General features: G+C 32.5%; 16 protein-coding genes and 1 other annotated feature. Of the genes, 5 read left to right on the top strand and 11 right to left on the bottom strand.

Annotated elements, in window-relative coordinates; all coding sequences use genetic code 11:
- Positions 1-379: 379 nt before the first annotated feature.
- Positions 380-1,177 (bottom strand): 4-hydroxy-tetrahydrodipicolinate reductase, encoded by a 798-nt coding sequence (gene dapB / locus AC0N0V_RS16395; RefSeq protein WP_474459301.1) that lies wholly within the window; start codon positions 1,175-1,177, stop codon positions 380-382.
- A 297-nt stretch (positions 1,178-1,474) separates the two neighbouring features.
- On the opposite strand from dapB, the gene AC0N0V_RS16400 reads away from it, so the two are divergent.
- The 3 genes from AC0N0V_RS16400 to AC0N0V_RS16410 all read left to right on the top strand — a co-directional run bounded on the left by AC0N0V_RS16400 (position 1,475) and on the right by AC0N0V_RS16410 (position 4,653).
- Entirely contained in the window at positions 1,475-2,479 is a 1,005-nt protein-coding gene (locus AC0N0V_RS16400; protein ID WP_474459303.1) for a CsxC family protein, read from the top strand.
- 115 nt (positions 2,480-2,594) lie between these two features.
- Positions 2,595-3,206, top strand: a complete 612-nt coding sequence (locus AC0N0V_RS16405; protein ID WP_474459305.1) for a DUF3298 and DUF4163 domain-containing protein — start codon at positions 2,595-2,597, stop codon at positions 3,204-3,206.
- A gap of 52 nt (positions 3,207-3,258) precedes the next feature.
- Entirely contained in the window at positions 3,259-4,653 is a 1,395-nt protein-coding gene (locus AC0N0V_RS16410) for a CsxC family protein (RefSeq protein ID WP_474459307.1), read from the top strand.
- Between the two features lie 123 nt (positions 4,654-4,776).
- On the opposite strand, the gene ilvB is transcribed toward AC0N0V_RS16410, so the two are convergent.
- The 6 genes from ilvB to cooS all read right to left on the bottom strand — a co-directional run bounded on the left by ilvB (position 4,777) and on the right by cooS (position 14,889).
- Positions 4,777-6,447 (bottom strand): biosynthetic-type acetolactate synthase large subunit, encoded by a 1,671-nt coding sequence (gene ilvB, locus AC0N0V_RS16415; protein WP_474459309.1) that lies wholly within the window; start codon positions 6,445-6,447, stop codon positions 4,777-4,779.
- Between the two features lie 235 nt (positions 6,448-6,682).
- Entirely contained in the window at positions 6,683-7,684 is a 1,002-nt protein-coding gene (gene ilvC / locus AC0N0V_RS16420; RefSeq protein WP_474459311.1) for a ketol-acid reductoisomerase, read from the bottom strand.
- A 261-nt stretch (positions 7,685-7,945) separates the two neighbouring features.
- Entirely contained in the window at positions 7,946-8,164 is a 219-nt protein-coding gene (locus AC0N0V_RS16425) for a hypothetical protein (protein WP_474459313.1), read from the bottom strand.
- Positions 8,165-8,378: 214 nt separating this feature from the next.
- The gene (locus tag AC0N0V_RS16430; RefSeq protein WP_474459315.1) at positions 8,379-9,572 is read right to left on the bottom strand and encodes an aminotransferase-like domain-containing protein; all 1,194 of its coding nucleotides are present in this window, start codon (positions 9,570-9,572) and stop codon (positions 8,379-8,381) included.
- A 132-nt stretch (positions 9,573-9,704) separates the two neighbouring features.
- Positions 9,705-9,905, bottom strand: a binding site (T-box leader).
- A gap of 599 nt (positions 9,906-10,504) precedes the next feature.
- Positions 10,505-12,601, bottom strand: coding sequence for a methyl-accepting chemotaxis protein (locus AC0N0V_RS16435; protein WP_474459318.1), 2,097 nt, complete (start codon positions 12,599-12,601; stop codon positions 10,505-10,507).
- 371 nt (positions 12,602-12,972) lie between these two features.
- The gene (cooS, locus tag AC0N0V_RS16440) at positions 12,973-14,889 is read right to left on the bottom strand and encodes an anaerobic carbon-monoxide dehydrogenase catalytic subunit (RefSeq protein WP_474459320.1); all 1,917 of its coding nucleotides are present in this window, start codon (positions 14,887-14,889) and stop codon (positions 12,973-12,975) included.
- A gap of 425 nt (positions 14,890-15,314) precedes the next feature.
- Here cooS and spoVB point away from each other — a divergent pair, with 425 nt between their 5' ends.
- On the top strand, positions 15,315-16,820 hold the full coding sequence (gene spoVB / locus AC0N0V_RS16445; protein ID WP_474459322.1) for a stage V sporulation protein B: 1,506 nt from the start codon (positions 15,315-15,317) through the stop codon (positions 16,818-16,820).
- Between the two features lie 375 nt (positions 16,821-17,195).
- On the opposite strand, the gene AC0N0V_RS16450 is transcribed toward spoVB, so the two are convergent.
- Positions 17,196-18,248 (bottom strand): uroporphyrinogen decarboxylase family protein, encoded by a 1,053-nt coding sequence (locus AC0N0V_RS16450; protein ID WP_474459324.1) that lies wholly within the window; start codon positions 18,246-18,248, stop codon positions 17,196-17,198.
- A gap of 410 nt (positions 18,249-18,658) precedes the next feature.
- Here AC0N0V_RS16450 and AC0N0V_RS16455 point away from each other — a divergent pair, with 410 nt between their 5' ends.
- Positions 18,659-19,549 carry a TSUP family transporter gene (locus AC0N0V_RS16455; RefSeq protein WP_474459326.1) on the top strand — a complete coding sequence of 297 codons (891 nt, stop codon included), beginning with the start codon at positions 18,659-18,661 and terminating at the stop codon, positions 19,547-19,549.
- A gap of 65 nt (positions 19,550-19,614) precedes the next feature.
- Here the strand turns inward: AC0N0V_RS16455 and AC0N0V_RS16460 are convergent, their stop codons facing one another.
- From AC0N0V_RS16460 to AC0N0V_RS16470, 3 genes are all read right to left on the bottom strand, one after another.
- On the bottom strand, positions 19,615-20,256 hold the full coding sequence (locus tag AC0N0V_RS16460) for a YczE/YyaS/YitT family protein (protein ID WP_474459328.1): 642 nt from the start codon (positions 20,254-20,256) through the stop codon (positions 19,615-19,617).
- An 11-nt stretch (positions 20,257-20,267) separates the two neighbouring features.
- Positions 20,268-20,675 carry a MarR family winged helix-turn-helix transcriptional regulator gene (locus tag AC0N0V_RS16465; protein ID WP_474459331.1) on the bottom strand — a complete coding sequence of 136 codons (408 nt, stop codon included), beginning with the start codon at positions 20,673-20,675 and terminating at the stop codon, positions 20,268-20,270.
- Between the two features lie 254 nt (positions 20,676-20,929).
- The gene (locus tag AC0N0V_RS16470; RefSeq protein WP_474459333.1) at positions 20,930-22,933 is read right to left on the bottom strand and encodes a molybdopterin-dependent oxidoreductase; all 2,004 of its coding nucleotides are present in this window, start codon (positions 22,931-22,933) and stop codon (positions 20,930-20,932) included.
- Positions 22,934-23,104 lie beyond the last annotated feature (171 nt).

The raw sequence follows: 23,104 nt of genomic DNA on the forward strand, positions 1-23,104 counted from the left end.
GAGTAAGTCTAAGTTGAAACTTAGTTATCTGTATAGATAAGCCGATTAGAAGTTCGACTTATACAGAGGGATATATTAGTGATTCTTAAGCACATTTAAATACTTTTTTGTGAGTCTTAGCGAGGTTACAAGGAAAAGCTTAGAACCTCCATATGTCTGAGCAACAGCGAGTTTACGCCGAATTGCTAAGCAATTCAAGTGCAGGCTAGCATCCTCTAAACTAAGTAAATGTAACAAGAATATTTATTGGATGCTAGCAGCTGCGCGAAGTTCTTGGCTTTTCATTGTAGCCAAGCTTTAGACGAATTAAAAAGTATTTATAGTGCAGAAGAATTGCTAATATATCCCGGAGTGTAAGTCTAGCTTTGTGTTGGTTCATCTATAATCCTAGAACATCCTTTACAGTATAAAATCCTGGACCTTTACCCTCTAAAAACAACGCTGCCTTACAAGCTCCATTAGCAAAGCATTCCCAATTATGTGCATGGTGAGTAATTTCAAGTCGTTCACCCATTAGCCCAAACATGACAGTATGACTGCTAGATATATCTCCAGCTCTCAATGAATGATATCCTATAGATCCCTCTTTTCTTATTCCCTCTCCTTCTCTACCATATACAGCAACATCCTTAAGTTTTTCTCCTAATGCTTCTGCTATTACCGTACCCATTTCCTTAGAAGTACCACTTGGGGCATCTTTTTTATGTCTATCATGCATTTCAATTATCTCTATATCTGACATATTACCTATAGCCTCAGTAGCGATTCTTAAAAGCTTATACATCAAATTTACCACCATAGATGTATTGGCAGCAAATACTACTGGAATATGCCTTGAAATTTCTAAAATTCTATTATATTGTTCTTCAGAAAACCCTGTAGTACCGCATACTACAGCCTTCTTTTTGCTAAGAGCAGTTTCCATAGCCTTCATTGAGCAATCAGGTGTGGTATAGTCTATTAGAACATCACAATTGTCTATAATATCATCTAGAGAGTCCACAACCATAGCCCCAGTTTCCACACCTATACCTGCTACTACTCCGACATCTTTCCCAATATAATCTCTTCCTTTTGGCGCAACTGCACCAACAATTTTAAGTTGTTCAAGTTCCACAGATAATTTTACAATTAGTTTTCCCATTTTACCTTTTGGGCCCATGATTACAATATTCATTTGGTTCACCTCATTTTGATTTACTTTAGGGACTTTCAAAGAAATAATTTCTTTTCAGATGCCTTACCAAATTATATCACAAATTTCCTATTACTATAATAAATTATATAAATGCAGAGAATTATCATGCCAAATTTACAAATAAAAGTCAACAGTGTGAGTGTAAAATAATTTAATTTTGATTGAAAATATTTTATCAGCAGTGGCATATTCTACAAAAGAGCATATTATAAACTAGGATATGAAATATTCAAAACTACTTCATATTCACAAACGGATTAAAAGGAGGATACTAATATGTCTAGAGACCTTAAGTGCAGCGACAATTATATTGGAGATATTTCTGATAGAATTAGCAATACTACAACAACCAATAATTGCTACCCTGAAGACACTTTAGGAGATTGCGAAGCAAGAGTTATAAAATCTCAAACAGAATCCTGCTGTGGAAATGTTCCTGTAGTTCCTACAATTATTGCTCCAGGTGCTTTCATAGGAAAAATTCCTGTAGTATTAGGTGAGGCTAGAGTTACAATTCCTATTATGGCTACTATAAGACTAGAAAAAAGAGCTTTTGAAATTAAAAGAATAAAGAAAAATGTTTATGTAACCCAGTGTCATCTTATCCCACCAACTATGGGTCCATGTGGAGACTTACCTACTAGTGGAACGCTTTTTATTGAAGGTTTCGTTAGAAAAAATATTGAGTATGCTACTAGAGAGTGTGAAAGCACTGGAGTTGTAAGTGGAAGAATAAGACACACTACAGTTGAAGTTCCTTTTAGATGCACAACTACAGTTACATTCTTGCAAAAACCAGTATTAAGAGGACCTATCTTTACTCCAAATATTCCAGCAACAGAAATAGGAATATATGAAGATAAACTTAGAAGCTGCGATCCTTGCAGAGAGCCAATACTAGGACAAGATCCTTGTCAACAATGCTTTACTAGTACTGAATTCTTTAATGAACCAGTATTCTGCGAATTAATAAGTGCAACCTTTAATGAATGTGACATTCACGTAAATCCAAGAACATTCGCTGATAATCCTACTGAACAAACATTCCGCAAAATTACTGAAAAGATGCTTTTAACTTTAACTATAAAGGTATTACAAAAACAACAAGTTGGAATAACTGCATTAGGAAATTTTGTTAAATGTGACCATGATCACAGAGATTGTAATAGAACAACTGATAAGACTAATAGATGTGACAGATCTGATAGATCAGACAGGTCTGACAAATGCAATAGATCCGACAACTCTGATAGGGATAGTTGCAGAAATCAAAGATCATAATCTAATTCAATCAAAATTCGATATTACAAATTTTAACAAAAGCTATCTGATTTGAAATATCAGGCCCAAAGCTTGTTAAAAGAAGTTTTGGGTCTGCTTTTAGGAGGCATACCAATTGGAACATACAAGTACAATTAAAATTAAAAAAGAAAGAATAGATGAGGAACATACAGATATTACTTATCCTAAGCTAGAATTTGAAGATGAAAAAATTGCAGAAAAAATAAATAAATCTATATTGGAATTGGTACTGCAATTTATAAAAGTTGAAAGTTTATATCTGAAAAATACAGACTTCATTTATGGAGATTATGAAATAACCTATAACAAAAATAATCTATTGAGTTTAACAATTGAATTTTGTTCATATAAAGATGAAGATGATACATCCTTTACTACACAAAAGTCTTTAACCATTGATATCGTCACTGGTTCAGTATATGACTTCAAAGATTTATTTGCTGAGAGGAGTGATTATGAGACTATAATTAATAACATTGTTTTAGAGAGTATACGGGATAATAGTGTTCCAATAATTGAGGAATTTGGAAACATGAATAAGTACAGAGATTTTTATATAACTAGTGATTATTTAGTGATTTATTATAACTTAAACAGAAACTCCCCATATGCCTCTTACTATTATTTTCCTCACTTTAAAATTCCTTATTATATTATAAAGGATATTATAAATCCTCAAGGCCCTTTAACTGCATTTACAAAATAAATTCACTTATAAAGTTAAAATAATTATCTATTTATTGAAGGAGGATAGAACTATGAGTAAAAAGCGTTATTCTACAAGGCAAAGCAAGAGAAAACATACAAAAGATGAGATTGGAAATATAATTAAAGATGAACGTATAAAGGATCTATTCAATAAAATTATAGAAAAGCACTATTCTGATAAGTATAGTGATAAAAAATCCGAAAGGCATTCAGACGAAAAATCTGATAAGTATTCTAAGAAGTTCTATGAAGAGGAGTATAGTGATAACAAATCTGGAAAATACTCTGAAGAAAAATCAGATAAATATTCTAAGGAGTTCTATGAAGAAGAGTACAGTGATAAAAAATCCGAAGAATACTCTGAAGAAAAGAGCAAAAAGCATAAAAAGCATAGAAAGCATAGAAAAGAAAAAGAATTTACCACCACTTATAGCCATAAGGATAAAAAAGGAAAATATTCAGAACGTCATGGTAAAAAAGATAATGAAGAAAATTCTTCAAAACATGAAGTTATTGAAGTAGAAGAGTTCCTTGAAGAAACTTTTGAAAAACGAGTAGAAGAAGATTGTACTGAGAACAAGCATGAATGTCACCATGAACATCATAGTTGTGAAGAACATTATGAATATGATGACTGTGACAAAGATTGCACTACCTCTAATGATTGTAACGATTGGACAGATGAAGATTACTCCTGTGAAGATCAATCCTGCGAAGATATAACAGTTGAGTGTTGTGAAGCAGAGGTTGATTCAGAAACACTATCACTTTGTCCAAACACTGAATTACCTGTAAAAGGTACAGCACAAAGAGTTGTAATAAAGACACCAGTGGTACTTGCTGAACCAAGAATAAATATTTCTCTTATATCTTCTCTCAAGCTTGAAGATCCAGCACTAGAAATTAAACGTATTAGAAAAAATGTTTACCTAACTCAATGTAAGCTCATTCCAAACTCCGGTGATGGCAATCCAGACTATGGAGTAATCTTTATTGAAGGATTTATTAGAAAAAATATTGAATATGCAACTGCTGAATGTAAGGGGGAAGGTGTTGTAAGTGGTAAAATAAAGCATACTACTGTTAAAGTACCTTTTAGATGCACAACTAGAGTTAAATTTACAACTAGACCTATTTTTACTAATAACACCCCTCAAAATGAAGTAGAGATAGTTCAAAATTCTATAAACTTCTGCGATCCTTGTGGCGAGAGCATAATGGGAATTAACCCATGTGAACAAAATTCTAGATTTATTGAATTCTTTAACGAAAAAGTTTTCTGTGAATTAGTGGATACAGAAATTCTTGAATCTGATATTCTACAAAAACCAGCTGACAGCTGCTGTAATTCACCTATTGATCGAACATTCCATAGTATAACTGAAAAAGTAGTATTAAATATTACAATTAAACTTTTACAAAACCAACAAGTATTAATTAACTAGTACTAAGAGGTCAGCGAGCGTGCTGGCCTTTTAATACTTTTATCTGATAAACACCCGATCTAAAACTTCTACTTTCGTAGGGTACGCTAGAGTTAAAACTCTGTACGATACCTAAAAATCTGTTTATCCTATACTCTCAGTTATAGAGGCTCCAGGCGGCACTATGGGAAATACCTTTTCATCACTATTAATATCACATTCTACAATGACAGGTTCATTTAAAGCTAATGCAGCTTTTAAAGCTGACTCTATCTCCTCTTTATTACTTATCTTTATTGTTTGGATGCCATAAGCCATTCCTAACTTGATAAAATCTACATCCTGCCCTAGTTTTGTATGTGAAAATCTACCTTGGTAAAATAAATCCTGCCATTGATGAACCATTCCGAGGGTATGGTTATTGAGAATCAGTTGTACAATAGGTATCTTATATCGTGCTACTGTTGCTAGTTCTGTAGAATTCATTTTAAAACTTCCATCACCTGCTATATTTATAACCTTCTTATTTGGATTTCCAAGTGATGCCCCCATGGCAGCTCCAAGTCCAAACCCCATAGTCCCTAATCCACCAGAAGTTATAAGTGATCGCGGCTTTGAAAATTTGAAATATTGTGCTGTCCAGATTTGATTTTGACCTACTTCTGTAGTAATAATACAATCACCCTTAGTCAATTCTTGTAGTTTTTCTATAATATCCTTAGGATTTAAAGAATATTTCTTAAACTTAGTTGAAGTGTCGTTACTTTTCCAACTTTCAATCTGCTGCATCCACAATCTATTATCTTTTTTATCCACTTTGCTAACTAAAGCTGCAAGAACTTTTTTTGCATCTCCAGCTACTGACACGGTAACATCTACATTTTTCCCAAACTCTTTAGGGTCTATATCAATATGAATTAATTTAGCATTAGGTGCAAAGGATTTAATATTGCTAGTAACACGATCACTAAAACGAGCTCCAACTGCAATAAGTAAATCACTCTTATTTACCGCATTATTGGAGCAACGCGTTCCGTGCATTCCAACCATTCCCATATAATATTTATGGTTTCCTGGAAAAACTCCCATTCCCATAAGTGAACAAGTAACCGGCGAATTTATTTTTTCTGCAAAATCCTTTAATTCTTGATGTCCTCCAGAAGTTGTCACTCCACCTCCAGCATAAATTACAGGTTTATTACTTCTATTTATGAGCTCTATAGCCTCATCTAAACTTTTTTCATCCCATGTTGCGCAATCATTTTCTTCATCCGCTGCAGTTTCTTCAATATTTATATAATCGAAGTCAACTATCGCTTCTTGTATATCTTTCGGTATGTCTATCACTACTGGTCCTGGTCTTCCTGATTTTGTAATTATAAAAGCCTCTCTTACTATATCAGCAAGACGCTTTGGATCAGTTACTATACAATTGTTTTTGGTTATAGATTTAGTTATCTCTACAAAGTCCACTTCTTGAAAAGAATCTTTTTTTAGTAGACCTCGAGAAACCTGTCCCGTAATAACTATTAGTGGAACAGAGTCTCTATATGCTGTTGCAATACCTGTAACCGTATTTGTAGCACCTGGTCCAGAAGTTGCTATTACAACTCCAACTTTACCAGTAGATCTTGCATAACCATCAGCTGCATGAGTAGCTCCCTGTTCATGCGCCGTTAATATATGAGTTATTTCCTTCATACTATAAAGGGCATCATAAATGGGCAATACTGCTCCTCCTGGATATCCAAATATTGTATCTATGTCCTGTTCTTTTAAACATTGTAATAATACCTGTGCACCTTTTAATTTCATAATGATACCCCCTAATCTCTTATATAGATAATACACTAATATTGTAGTACACCATTAATGAAATTAATCCTTAACACTTAATATAGAAACAAAACATATATTGCACTTCGTTTATAATCATTGTTATGAAACTTTGTGATTAATTTTATGAAGGGTGAAAACAATCTTAATGTAAATCAATGAATTGTACTTTAGGAATTGAAAATTTTTGATAAGATATTTTAAAATTTTTTTATTATTTACTATCAATCCAAGGCATCATAGCTCTTAACTCTTTTCCTACCGTTTCTATTTTATGGTTTCTTTCATTTCTTCTTTTTGAGTTAAAGTACGGTCTATTAGTACTATTCTCTAATATCCAATTTCTAGCAAAGGTACCATCCTGTATTTCACATAGAACCTTCTTCATTTCTTTCCTTGTATCTTCAGTTATAATTCTTTTCCCTACGCTATAATCACCATATTCTGCAGTATCACTTATGGAATATCTCATGTAACTAAGTCCGCCTTGAACCATAAGATCTACTATAAGTTTCATCTCATGTAAGCACTCAAAATATGCATTTTCCGGTGCGTAACCAGCATCCACTAAAGTTTCAAAACCTGCTTTAATAAGTTCTGATATTCCTCCACAAAGTACGACTTGCTCACCAAATAGGTCTGTTTCAGTTTCATCTTTAAAGGTAGTCTTAAGTACTCCTGCTCTAGTTCCACCTATTCCTTTTGAGTATGCTAAAGCATAGTCTATAGCTTTTCCACTATAATCCTGATGTACAGCACATAAACATGGTACGCCTTTTCCTTCTGCATATTCTCTTCTAACTATATGCCCCGGTCCCTTTGGAGCTACCATTATAACATCTACATTTTCTTTAGGAACTATTTGATTGAAATGGATGTTAAAACCATGAGCAAACATCAACACTTTTCCATCTGTTAAATTTGGCTCTATGCTTTCCTCGTATAACTTACTTTGCTTTTCATCTGGAACAAGAACCATTACAAAATCAGCAGCCTTCACTGCCTCTCCTGCTTCCATTACTTGAAATTCTGCTTCCTCTGCAGCATTCCATGACTTACTTCCCTTATAGAGACCGACGACTACCTCTACTCCACTCTCTCTTAAGTTTAAGGCATGAGCATGTCCCTGGCTTCCAAAACCTAGTACCGCAACCTTTTTTCCCCGTAATAACTTTAAATCTCCATGATTATCATAGTAAACTCTTAATTTTTCCATTTTTAATTCCCCCCCGTTTTTTTGTTATGTTATTGTATTTTTGTGATTTTTGATATATTAGAACTTTACACTTAGTTTATTACTCTAAATTAGTTGACAATGGACAATTAACAGTTAAGGAAATTTTTCCTCCTTAATTGTCAATTGTCAACTAATCAAAGTTCACTATCAATTGTCAACTAATAAAGTTTTATATTTTTAGTTTTGATTCTTCTAAATCGATAGTATAATTATGACTCATTGTAGGAATAAATATGATTACTATTTGCAACAATCATTACAAATATACTCTCCATCAACCATCTCTATATGATTGTCATGTCTTTTGTCATAAACAGATTCACAATTTGAACAAGCAACGTTGTATTCCTTACTGCATTCTGGACAATAAACTGTATCCTCACATGAGTTATAACTCTTTTCTCTCACTTTACCACAGCTCTCACATACTCCAACTTTTATACTATTTAAAAAAGGCATAAAATCATCTCCTTCATTATATTTGAAAATAATACATTTTTTTACATCAAGACTTATAACTAGCCGTTACTAATATTCTTATTCTATAACTTAAGCTAAGCATTGGTGATATTCTAAGTTATTTCAGATAGAACAAGCTTCATCTTCTGCACTTTTCAATAATTTAAAAGTTTATGTGTATTTTATTCTAGAAGAATCAAAACGTAATTTACCTTTATAAACTTTTTAAAACCTGACCAAGTCTTTTTACACCTTCTACAATCTGTTCATCTTTCATACTTGAAAAGTTAAGTCTAAAATTATTTCTATATCCACCATTGGGATAAAAGGCTATTCCTGGTACAAATCCAACTCTATATTCCATCGCTTTTTCTAAAACTTTAGCTGCATCTTGCTCTTCTGGGAGTGTTACCCATATAAACAATCCTCCCGCTGGACTCGTAAAAGAGCAGTTTTCTGGAAACTCTTTTTTTAAGGTTTCTAGCATTAGATCCCTTCTTCTTTTATATACTATCTTAATTTTATTTACATTTTCTTTTATATCAAACTTTTGCATATATAGTGCAGTTTCTTTCTGTGACATTGTATTTGTTTGAAGATCAACAGACTGTTTAACTTCAATATATTTTTCTATGGTTTCCTTATCAGCACAAACCCAACCAATTCTTAATCCTGGACAAAATATTTTAGAGAAAGTCCCATGATAGATAACACGTTCGTTTTTGTCAAAGCTTTTTATTGCTGGAAGTCTCTCACCTTCAAATAATAGATTTCCGTATGGATTATCCTCTAGTATTACTACATCGTATTTTTCAGCAAGTTCAACCATTTTCTTTCTTCTATCTACTATTAGTGTTATTCCAGTTGGATTTTGAAAATCTGGTACTGTATAAATAAACTTAGTATTAGGGTTATTTTTAAGTGCTTCTTCTAAATCCTCCATAACCATTCCATGCTCATCCATCGCAACCTCAACAAATTTGGGGCCATATGGTTGGAAAGCTGTTATTGCCCCTAAATAACTTGGACTTTCACATATAACTACATCTCCTTCATCCAAAAATAACCTACCTGAAAACTCTAAAGCCTGTTGGGAGCCACAAGTTATTACTAGGTTATCCGCTATAGTATCGACTCCTGCTTCTTTCATAATTTGACTAGCGATAATTTCTCTTAGTTCTTTTATACCTTGTGTCGAGCTATATTGTAGAGCCTTCATTCCATCTCTCTCTAAAACTTCTTTAGTTACCTGCTTCATTTCTTCAATTGGAAAGAGTTCACCATCTGGCAATCCCCCTGCAAAGGATATTACTTCTGGCATTTCTGTGAGTTTCATAATAAGCCTTATAATTTTATCACTTTCCTTTGCTCCCCCAAGATTCATTCTATTAGCATATTTATTTTTCATCTTAAACAGCCCCTTTTATTTTTGAGTTAACATAGCTTTAAAAATCACAATAAACTTTTGCTTTTCTAAGCTTAGATATAGCTACATACTTAAATTTTTCTAAAAAAGATTATAAAAAAACAAACTCCTGCCTGCTGGGGCGAGAAGTTTGTTCGCGGTACCACCCAAATATTGTACTCAATTAAGATAACGGCTTTTACCGGCACAGCTTACTATATAATTCAGCCTGCAACTTCAGGGTGATTTTCAATAGTTTCTAGTCTGTGAGATTTCACCACTCCTCACTCTCTTTAAGACCTTTCACTATTTACTCTTCCCTATCATAGTTTTTATATATTTATACATTATATTATTCTCTCAATGTGATATTTATTCAAGTTATTGCAATTAAATTCAAGTATTGTTATTAATTTACACTCTTTTTTTTATACTGTCAATACCTATTTTAAATTTTTTTAGTAATATTTAAATTTGTTTTATCGATTAGTTTTACACCATCAAACATAACCAAACAAATTATCTTTAATCTGTCTAATTTCATTTTACCAATTTTACTTTACACAAAGATTAGGTAAAATTAGGTATGTGACGATAATAAATCCTTTCATTTCATTTGTCAATATATTTTTCCTTCTTAAAACATTATTATTTATTTATAAGTTTCTTATAACATTAAACTTTTTTATAAAAAGCTCTTGTTTTGGTATTTTAATATATGATATTAAGCCATTTTATTAAATATTACTATTTTAAATTACAAAAAAACCATTAAACGTTTACAATTAGTTGCATCAGCGAAAAAATCTTTATATTTCATTTTTGATATCTTTTAATTTATTACTTTCAGTTTTCTATAAATATAGTTCAATCAAAAAAAATATTCCTGTCTAGATTTACTAGGTCAGGAATATTAAAAATCTCTTAAAGCTATTTTAGATTCTAAATTTATTTATTATATTTTCAAGCTTATCTGCGATATTTTTCAAGTCATAAGCAGTTTCCGATATGCCTTCTACTGTTGCAGCTTGGTCTTCTATAATTGATGATACCTCCTCAGTTGTTGCAACTGACTGCTGGGTAATTGCTGATATTTCCTCAATAGATTCGACAACTGCTTTTTTATTATGATTTATTATATCAATACTCTCAATTAAACCATCAATTTCAATAAAAGTATTTTCCATAGCTTCACCTATTATTTTAAAAGAATTGCTAGTATTTACTAAAGCTAAATCTGACTCTTTTACAATTATATTGGCATTATCTATTTTTTCTTTAGCTTTATTTATATCTTGCTGTATTTCATTGACTATTACTTCAATTTCTTTTGTAGACATTGCTGTCTGCTCTGAAAGTTTTCTAATTTCTTTAGCTACTATAGTAAATCCTTTGCCCTGCTCTCCCGCCCTTGCAGCCTCAATTGCGGCATTTAAAGCAAGTAAATTTGTTTGAGCTGAAATCTGCTTTATTGTATTAACTATAGTGCTAATCAAATCAGATTTATCTGTAAGAATATTAATGTTATCTGAAACTTCCTTTGTAATGTTAGTGTTATTTTTAAACTGTTGCTGAAGATTTTGAACTGAATCCAGACTCTGTACAGTTACCTTATTAGTCTCATTGACAAAACCTTTTACAGAACCAGAACTCTCTACAACCTTCTCTATCTCATCAGTAAGCATAATTAATTTTTGTAAACCTTGTTGTGCTGAATCAGCTTGTTTTATTGAACCATTTGCTAATTCTTCAACAGTGGCTGAAATTTCATTTATCGATTTTGAGTTTTCAGTAGTACTTATGGCTAAGTTATCTGCATATTTTAGTGTTTGATCTGAGCTTTTTGCTAATTCTTCAACCATTCCTCTTAATAACGTTCTCATATCTCCTACAGATCTTACCATTTGTCCTATTTCATCTTCATATTTTAATAATACATCATATTTACTATCATCTGCTAGTTCAAGCTTTGCAGTTTTATCTACAAGTTTAGTTATTTTTACTATTGGATTTGATATTCGTCTCCCAATAAATAAAGCAATTATTATAGAAAAAGCTATTCCCCCGATTAATACTGCTAATGATAACAAAACTAAATATCGTGTTTTAGCAAGCACTTCTTTTTGTGGAACATTGATCATCAGTATATCCCCATTAGACAGATGAGAGTATGCCATAATGTTATTTGTGCTCTTATACTTATAGCTTATTATTCCAGAATTATTTTTTGTCATTTCATCGGTCAAAAACTTTAAATTTCCTCCATCCACCTTTATTAAATTCTCTTCTTGCCTTAATGTAGGGTGTACTAATACGTCAAAACTATCATCAAACAATGCCGCATAGCCTGTATCATATATTTTTGTCTCGCTAACTACTTTTTTGAAGTAATTAAAGTCTATATCCATTCCCACTACACCAACTAATGTATCTCCTTTATACATCGGAACTGCATAAGATATCACAGTAACCTTAAGCACATCATCTACATAAGGTTTTAACCACACCGCTTTATGAGCCTTTATTGGTTCATAATACCATTTCATATTTTTATTTTCAGGTTTAAAATCCTCTATATTGCCTAAAAGTTGCGCTTCAAACTCCCCGCCATTTTTCCCCTTAGAATACCATGCACCATTTACTTGACCGGTTAACTGCGGATTAAAGTAAAAGTATGCGCCCATAACACCCTTAGCATTTTCTGCAAATTTTTTAACAATTCCTTTTAAATTCCCTTCATAACTTTTTATATAGTCCGAGTCATTCTTCACTTTTTCCAATTCAATATTAGAATTTATAGTCGTAGCTAGCCCTTCCACAGAACTTTCAGCTTGAAGGATAGTTTTATCAAATTGATATGCCTTACTTTCAGCTGTTACCGTTAACTTCTCTTTTGCTTCATTTATTACTAATCTACTGCTGTTAATAATATTTATACTTCCCACCAGTAATGCTGTTATAGTAGAGCAAGTGACAATAGCAATAACAATCTTTGTACTTATCCTACTTTTAAATAATTTTCTTTTCCCCATAATATCCCCCTTAAACAAACAGGAAATGTATTAAAAAACGAATTAATTCTTGCAATTTAAAAACTAGGTTGACATCGTAATCGACTTTAAGACCTGTTTTTCTCCATAAATCCCACATATAATTCAGATTGAATTTTATAGTTAGAATATTTATTCTAACTATACATACTTGTTTATTATAAGGTTTGCATATACATATATCAATACCCATTTTATAAAAATAATTCCATAATATTGAACAGTTTACTACCATGGTCATTTTATTCCTTTGATATATAAAAAGAGAACTATCAATATTTTTTATCAATATTAATAGTTCCTTATTTTTAATTATGAAAACCTAATATCATATCTCAAACTTGTGACAACAACTAACTCAAACCTAATCCTTTTCTCTTTTCATTTATATGAGCTTCTATATTATTAGCAACCTCAACAGGGTCATCACCTAGAGCTACTTTTCCTCCTGTTAAGCCTTCAACATCTTCAGTAAGAAGTTTAACAAGATTTGGAGCTCCAGTCATAAAAGGAGTTGGAGATAGGTGTGTGTATGCTCCATAAGCTACAGCAAATACTCCATCTATAGTAGCTTTTTGTTCCATCCATTCTGGTGCAGTTACAGCTATTGGTAACTGTGGAACATCTACATCTAAGTGATCTGCAAGTGCAGTAACTAGCATAGATATTCTACCTGTATCTGTACAGGTTCCGAAACTTAATACTGGAGGGATTTTTAATAGCTTACAAACCTCTTTTAATCCGTCTCCTGCCATATCTGCTGCTTCTAAACTGCATAATCCAGCTACCTCAAGTGCGTGATTTCCGCAACCTCCGCTTACTACCAATATATTTTTCTTTATTAGTTGTTTTGTAAGGTTAACTGTATTCCAATCCTGTGGACCATTTCTTAAAGTAGAGCAGTTAGCTAGTGCTACTACCCCTTTAATTTTCCCTGCAGCAATTACATCCACTAATGGATCTAACTTATTTCCTAGTGCTCCAAGTACTGCTTCTGTAGAAAATCCAGCAATTGCTTTTTGTGTTATTTTTGGAACCATAGGCTCAATTTTTCTATCTTTACGTTTCTTAAAGTTTTCTATTCCAAAGTTTATAAGCGCATCTACCATTTCATCTACTTTATCAGGATGATATGGAATTTTATGTTGAAGTCCTGGTATGTCTATAATAGTACTTATTGCAACTAAAGTTACCTGATATTTCTCGGCATAATGATCTATAGCTGGTGGAGAACAGTTTTCCTCCATAGCCATAACATCTACTGTACCAGTAGCAAGTAATGGTTCTATAGCTAACCAATTACCCATTAATCCTACAAAGACATCATCAACATCAAATCTTTGAAGTAATTCTTGACCAGTTTCTATTGATCCAACAACACGAAGTCCTTTTGCTCCCGCAGCCTTTGCTTTTTCTTGAATTTCAGCCATTCTTGCTTTTTCTATCATTGCAGCTCCTGCCCAAGGCTGATGACCGTTAAATACTATATTGACATAATCTGGATCCATAATACCTAAATCCACATTTACTTCATGAGGCATTGGTGTTCCAAATAAAATATCTTGAGTCATTTCAAGTCCAATTTGTGCATTATATATAGTAGCTAAGCCTAATTTTAATGCTTTTGCTGCTAAGGATACATAATTTCCATCGACATTTGTTAAACAGCTTGCTACACAGTTTTGTTCCTCATGCATAGCACCTGCTGGGTATATATTTAGATCTTTCCAGACTTGCTTTCTCTTCTTTGGTGCGAATGCTTCAACCATAAGGTTTTTATCTTCTGAATCAATTTTCATTTGTGCCTCTAGTAAATCTGCTAGTTGAATAGCCATCTGATTTACATCTTGATTTGTGTTTATACCTAGTTTTTCACACATCCATCTAAGTTTATTTTCATCTTTGATTTTAAATGGAGTTTTTCCTTCTCCAGTTGCCTTTAATGTTCTAAATGCTTCATAAGCATGGTGGCTATATGTACCTGCTCCCATAATGTTTTTAAGCAAGAAGTTTCTCATTGCCATTGCATCTGGCCCTATTCCACATACGCCCTTATCTTGACCAGTTTTTTCACTAATTCTGCAAGGACCTTGAGAACATAGTTGACAGCTCATTCCTTGAAGACAGAATTTACATCTAATTTTTTCTTGTAGTACCCATCTGTCAAATACGTTTGACATACCGTCTTCCCTAATTCTCTTCACCATTTCCTCTACCGAATCATGATAACTAATACGTCCTTCGGTTTTTTCTAATATTGTTTCACTCATGTGCTTACCCCTCCAATAATTACATTTTCAGAATAAGTTTTCTCTAAGTTATTTAAAAATATACTATGAATATTTTTAACTTATAGATATTCAGCTTCAAAATCTTAAGTTTACTATGAATTCAAAACTAGACTTTAAGTTAGGTTAAGGTTCCTACTAAAACTTAATAATGATACTATATAGCCATAATACTGATTTAAATATATATACTAATAATGTAAATAAATCTATTAAGATATAAAGAATATAATAAAAGGTTTGTACATAGTTATTAATATTAGCAAAATCAACTTAGTTATATTGTGTCAATATAGCTTCCATTTGCGGAGTAATAAATTAGGCAATGTAACCTTGGTACAAAGATAAATAACTTAACTGTTTTTAATCAACATGTGAACAAAAATCTAATACATAGGAGTTTTTATATGAGAAGAGATAGGTTTTTAAAGAATACAATTATGTTAATTAGTTCTAATTTAATCACTGGTGTTTTTGGATTTATATTTTCTGTAATTCTATCCAGAGAATTGGGTGCTGAAGGTATGGGCCTTTATGGTCTAGTTATGCCAATATATGACTTATTTATATGTCTTATTTCTGGTGGAATGGTTACAGCTATTTCAACAGTAGCTGCCGTTTATTTTGCAAAAGATGATTTCAGAAATCTTAATAGGTCTATAGATATTTCCCTATTATTCGATTCTGTATGGTCACTAATAATAGTATGCTTTCTTTTTGTTAACGCTTCTTTTGTAAGTAGTTACGTAATAAAAGATCCAAGAACTGTACATGCTATACAAGTTATGTGCCCTGCAATGGTTTTTATTGCACTTTCTTCAATTTTAAAAGGTTATTTTTACGGTACCTCAAACATTAAAATTCCTGCTTTTATAGACATATCAGAAAAACTTCTTAGAACAGTGTTTATTATAGGAATTATAACTCTATTCTCTATAAAAGGTGTTGAAGGCACTGTAACTGCAGCCTATATAACCTTAGCTATAGGTGAATTATCAAGTTTTATTCTACTTTATATTTACTTCAAGATAAAGCAAAGAAGTTATAGATTTGTGTTCTCCGTTCCTGAGGACAAGTTTCAACTTCTATTTAATATTTTGATTATATCTTTTCCTCTTTGTTTAAATGGATTTCTATCTACTGCCTTATCAACTGTATCAGCTTTAATGATACCAAGAAGATTAGTAAGCTCAGGAATTGAATACAGTATGGCTTTATCCATGATAGGAAAGTTTAAAGGTATGTCCTTGAGTATAATTTTTTTTCCAATGATTATAGTTAGCTCAATTTCCACAGTACTTATACCTGACCTTTCGGAAAAAGTAAGTAAAAAGAATTACTGGGAAGTAGAGAATAGAATACTTCAAGTTATTAAAATAGCTTTTTTACTTGGAATTACTACAATGATAATTTGCATCATTATTCCGGATTCTTTAGGCCAATTATTCTATAAAAGAGATGACTTGGGTTCTTATATTAGATTTGCTTCTTTAGCAGCTCCTATTACTTTTATTTCCGCTACTACCTTTGGTATACTAAACGGACTTGGCAAGCAAAGTGTTATTTTAAGAAACTCTGTTATTGCTTCTATATTGGAACTTATTCTTTTATATATACTTACGGGAATCTCTTGGATAAATATTTATGGATATGGAATAACCCTAATTATAACTTCTCTTACTTTGCTTATTTTAAATATGTACGAAATTAGGAAACAGTTTAATTTGAATATTACTTTTTATGAAATAATAATATATATTCTTTTGAGTATTCTTCTATATTTTATACTAGCTATACTAAACAATTTAATGCCTTCATCTCTATTTATTTTCAAGAATTTAGTAATAGTAGGGTTGGGTTTTTTCTTATCTTTTATTTTTACAGTGTTTGTAGCAAGGAATAGTTTTAGTTAAACCAATGAAGTCCCCACACCGAAAGTTAACTTGGTTTTCTATGTAAGATTAAAAATTAAAAATTCATTATACAGATTCTCTCAGACTATTGCGATAACTAAGTTTTAAGATTGGAACCCTATGTAGATAAACTATCTTCATTCTTAACTTATACATAGGGGTATATTGGTAATTACGAAGCACATTTAAATACTTTTTTACGAGTCTTAGCTCAGATATAAGGAAAAGCTTAGAACTTCGATATGTCTGAGCGTTAGCGAGTTTATCGAAGTTCTTGGCTTTTCCTTATATCTGAGCTTTAGACGAGTTAAAAGTATTTATAGTGCTTGAGAATTGCTAATATATCCCGACGTATAAATCTAGCTCCGACTTGGCTTATCTATACTCATAAGCTCCGTAGCTTCTTGCTACATCCATCATAGCATCTACATATTCAAATGGAGTTTTATTCGATACATCACAACTTGTAGCTAGTATATATCCTCCTTTATAATCTTTCATTAAATCAATGTACCTTTTACATGTATCATGAATCTTTTCCACAGGTCCGTATAACATCTCTTCTGTAGTATCAACATTTCCGACTATAGCAGCTCTTCCGTCCACTATATCTTTAACTAATTTTAAATCCACTTTATCTATGCTTAATGTATTGGCACCTGTTTGAACCATTAATTCAAGTAATTTTTCTGTTTTGCCGCATATATGAAGTGCCGCTGTTCTATCAAATCCATGTATAAAATCGACTAATTCTTTTATATATGGAAAAGCAAATTTCTCGAACATTTTTGCACTAATTAAACTACCAGAAGCTACAGGGTCTGCAATCGCTCCTACCTCAGCTCCCAGTGCAATTATAGTTTTTATATGATTTTTAGCACTATCTGTTGCCATTCTGAGTAAAATATGGCATAACTCAGGGTCTGCATACATATCTCTTGCAAAAGCTTCAACCCCTCTTAGGGTTGCCGCAGTAGTAAGCGGACCTGATACGGAAATTGATATAGGAACCTCATGTCCTATCTCTCTATTCACTATTTCGAAAGCTTTATAGAAAACCCATAGATTTCCATCATTTTCAGCGTCTACTATTTTAACTTTATTTAAATCTTCTCTTGATTTAACTAGTGGATCATCACAGCTAGCTACATCATCCTCTGGATACTCAAGCTTAGCCCCCATTGCCTCTGCAAGTACTGAACAGTTTGTACAAAGACCAACAGAATCATACTTAAACCTTTTGTATGCAGCAATTTGTGACTCTGCCATTACTTCTGGATTTAGCTGAAATTCTTTTATTGTTTTTCCGATTAAATAAGCTGCACTACTTGCTACCATTGGTAAGCACACTATTCTATCTACAGGTTTGCCTTCGGAGAGTGCCTTTGCTCTTTCTCTAGGTGTTAATATATCTTCTCTTATGTTCATATTCTTCTTTCCCCCACTAATTTCACTTTGTTTTCACCTATATTAAGTTATCGAATAACTAAAATTAAGGACTTTGGATGTTCTATACTATGTAAAAATAGCAATTCAAAAACCTATATATAAATTACTTACATTTTTAAATTGTAGTTACATTAAGAGATTAAAACAACAGTTATAAGTAAATCAAATATATGTACTGCATAAATATTTGTATTTCATATACTTCAGCAAATGATGTTATCAAATTATAATAAGAATCTTTTTATTCATTTTTCTGAATGATGTATAATTTTTCCTAATATCAACTTGATTATACATTTTAAATTCCAATAATTGTTGTAAAGGTTTAATATCTCCTATAAAATAACGTTGTTAACAAAATAACAAAATGCTTGAGAGGATGAATATGTATGCTAAAAATTTTATTAGGAATCACATTAATTATCGGTATTATTTTTGCAGTATCACTTACAAAAGACTATTTAAAAAAATCTAAAGAAGGAACTCTTGAAGATGGAAACTTTTTCATTTCAGGAATCGTTGGGATGATTGCAAACTTCTTCGACACTTTAGGTATAGGTAGTTTCGCTATTGAAACATCTCTATTTAAAAACTTAAAGCTTGTAGATGATAAAAAAATTCCTGGCACTCTTAATGTAGGAGCTACAATTCCTACTATTGTGGAGGCACTTATCTTCTTGACAGTTGTAGAAGTTGAACCAGTTACACTTATATGCATGATTCTTGCAGCTATTGCTGGTGCTTTAGTTGGTGCCGGAATTATATCAAAACTTAACGAAAAAGCTGTACAAGCATCAATGGGTATCGCTTTAATCGCTATAGCATTTTTAATGGTTGCAGGTCTATTAAACCTTTTCCCAGTTGGTGGTAATGCTATTGGGCTTACAGGAGGTAAACTTATAATAGGTATGATAGGAAACTTTATCTTTGGCGGTCTTAATACTTTAGGAATAGGACTTTATGCACCATGTATGGCATTGGTATTTGCACTTGGACTAGACCCTAAGGTTGCTTTCCCTATAATGATGGGATCTGGAGCTTTATTGCTACCATTTGCATCTTTTAAGTTTATAAAGGCAGAAGCTCACTCTACTAAAACTTCTACTGCTATTAATATTTGTGGTCCTATAGGCGTTTTAATCGCTGCTTATCTTGTTAAAACTTTGCCACTTAATGTTTTGAAATGGCTAGTAGTAGCCGTAGTATTATATACATCATTCATTATGTTTAAATCTTTTATGTCAAAGAAAGAAACTAAAGAGCTTAAACAAACGGCTTAAATAAAAACAATCACTATCAATACTATTGAATTTCAATAAGTTTTGATAGTGATTATTTTTCATCTTTACACCCTTGCTAATTGGCTCGTCCAAAACTTAAGTGAAACTTGCATAATGGGTCCAATTAAAAACACTGTAATAAATGTTCCAAGTGCAACAGGCCCGCCTATTGACCAACCAATTGCTAATGCTGTTATCTCAAGTAAAGTTCTAGACAACCTAACAGAAATAGAAAACTTTTTAGATAAAAACAAGGTCATACCATCTCTTGGACCAGCTCCTATCTTAGATGCAACATACATTCCTGAGCCAATCCCCATTAGTATAGTACCTGCTACCAATAATGCACCACGTTGTATTAATCCGGTAAAAGAAGGTATAAAGCCTAAAATAGTATTTACGAAAAAACCAACTAACAATATATTTAACATACTGGTTATAGCTGGTCTTTGCTTTTCAAAATAAGCTGTCATCAAAACCATTATAACCCCTACTATTTGAATCCATCTACCTATTGATAAATTAATCAACTTATTTAAACCAATGTGCAATACATCCCAGGTTGGAACACCTAAATTTGCTCTAATAACGGTTGAAACTCCTAATGCTAAAATAAATATTCCTAATAAGAATAATATTAATCTTAAAATTAAAGTAAAATTACTTCCTACCTTGCTATATGTTAGTTCATAATTCTTTTCTGCCACATCTATCACTCCTAGTCTAAATTTTTTATCATCTTATCTAAAACCTTGCTAAAAATCTCGAGCTCATCTTTATCAATATCATTTATAGCATCCACTTCTATATCACTAGCAACTTTATACCATTTCTCAAACATATTTAAAGCCTTTTCTGTTAGTTTTATGTGTTTTTCTCGTTTATCCTCTCCCTCTTCACGAACTATTAGCCCGTTTTTTTCCATTCTACTTAATGTTCTAGTAACCGTTGGCGCTTCTACGCTAAGATATTGACTTAGTCCAATTTGCGTACACTTCTTTTTTTCATATAAATATAATACAATCCCCCACTGTGAACTATGTAAGCCAAAGGGAGCAATTTTCTCATTTAATCTTTTAGTATAACTTCTAGCTAATTGATTTATCTTGTGCCCGTACAATTTCAATTTTAATTCCCTCCAAAATGCTTACCTAAGCAATAATTACCTAGGTAAGCATATCACAAAAATAATAATAATGATGTTTTCAGAACATTTTAACTTTAGTTTTATAGGTTCTCACCTCATATTTAGAATTAGTATTTGGGTGAATTTACAACAAATTAGCATATCTGCTTTCAAAAGAATTCTTGAATTTTACTTAAGAATCTAATTTTTTCTTAAAATATAAGGAGATGACTAAAAAGCCATCTCCTTATATTTTAGCTAACTGCTGCTCTCACATTTACCTTCACATCATAAAAAGTGCTTCCATTTGCCTTATCAGTAAGACGCTGTGAAGTCAGAGTATTTACTGAACGTTTACCAGTGGCATTGTCAATCCACCATACTCCTTCAGTAACAACAATTCCAGGTGGAACTTTATCTGTAATTTTAAGCTTGAAAGTTACCTCACCACGGTCATTGTAAGCAATAACCTCCTGCTCATCTTTTAAATTTGTTTTAGCAACATCCTCTGGATTCATCTGTAAAAACATTCTATTGGTTTGTGTTAACTCCTCTCTTTCATTAAAGGAAGAATTCAACAATCGTACATCAGGTGCACTTATAAGCCAAAAATCTGCGTTATCTCCATGTGGTTTATTATACTTTGGTAAAGAATCCTCTTCCTTTGGATTTAAAATCTCAATTTTCCCTGAAGGAGTATTAAACTGAGTTTTGTAAGCTTCAGGTAGCTCTAGTTCTATTGGTTTTCCTTCATTTAATACATCAATCTGATCATTTCTAATCCATGAAGATGGGTTAGATAAAATACTATTTATTAAATCATCTGCAGTCTGATTAAAGAAAGGTTTATTTATCCCCATTGCTTTTGCTAGTAGAGAAAATACCTCCCAATTGGATTTCGCTTCGCCTACTGGTGGAACTACTGCATAAGCCCTCTGCATGACATAGTTCCCATAACTTCTATAAATATCACTATGCTCAAGCGAAGTTGTAGCAGGTAAAACTATATCTGCATATTTTGCAGTGTCAGTGATAAAGCGCTCATGAACCACCGTGAAAAGGTCTTCTCTTTTAAGTCCTTCTAACACTCTGCTCTGATCAGGAGCTACTGCTGCAGGATTAGAATGATACACATATAAACTCATTATAGGTGAGCTTTTCACCTCATTTAACGTATTTCCAAGCTCAACCATATTTATTATTCTTGTAGGCTTTTCCTGAAAATCCTCATGAGTTACAAAAGATGAACTAAATGCTTTTCCTGTAGATGTACCAGTTAATAGCCCCCCACCCTGTTTATCCCACGCTCCAACCAAGGCAGGTAAACAAGTAATTGTTCGTACAGTCATTGCTCCATTTCCATAACGGGATAGCCCACTTCCTAATCTTATAAACGGACCCTTAGCCTTAGCGTATTGTCTAGCCATATCCTCAATTACTTCTGCTGGAACCCCTGTTATCTCGCTTACTACGTCTGGAGAGTATTCTGGAAGTACCTCTTCTTTAAGTTCCTCATAACCTTGTACATATCTATTGATGAACTCAATGTCAGCTAGATTTTCTCTTTCTATTACATTCATCATTCCTAGTGCTAAAGCCCCGTCAGTACCTGGACGAACTGTAATAACTTTGTCAGCAATTTTAGCTGTGCTATTCTCATACGTATCAATTGCCCATACCTTTGCACCCTGTTTTTTAGCTACATTTATATCATGCAGAATATGTATATTAGTTGCCGTTGCATGAATTCCCCACAGGATAATAAGATCACTTTTATGAATTTCATCAGTATGAGGTGCCATTGTTTCTCCCATTACGGATTCAAAGCCATATCCTTTGGCAGGAGAGCAAATAGTACGATCAAGCCTAGAAGCACCTAGACTATAGAAAAACGGATGACCTGAATTACGCTGAACAATCCCCATTGTCCCAGCATAGGAATATGGCAGAATAGCTTCTGCTCCATGCTTTTTAATAATCTCATTCCATTTTGTTTTAATATATTTAATTGCATTTTCCCAGGAAATAGGCTCGAATTCACCGCTTCCCTTAGGACCAATTCTTTTCAAAGGTGTTAGAATTCTTTTTGATGAATGAACTGTTTTTTCATAATGAGCCATTTTGGGACAAAGTGTTCCCCTGGTGAAAGTATGATTTGGGTCCCCTTGAACCTTTACAGCTTTTCCATCCTCTACAGAAATAAGTAAACCACAAGTATCAGGACAGTCAAAAGGACAAACGGAGCGTAAAATTTCCATAAAATATTCCCCCTCTAAATATTAGGTGATACCCACCTTATAAGTATTGTTTAACATTATATTTCGTATTTTTTGACATTAATCTAAACAAAAAATTCTTTTCCTCAATGTCACCACATTTTGCATTTTTATATGTCTATTATACTTTTAGTAGCGAAATAATTCAAAGGT

The sequence above is a fragment of the Clostridium sp. CS1-1 genome, assembly GCF_056135525.1.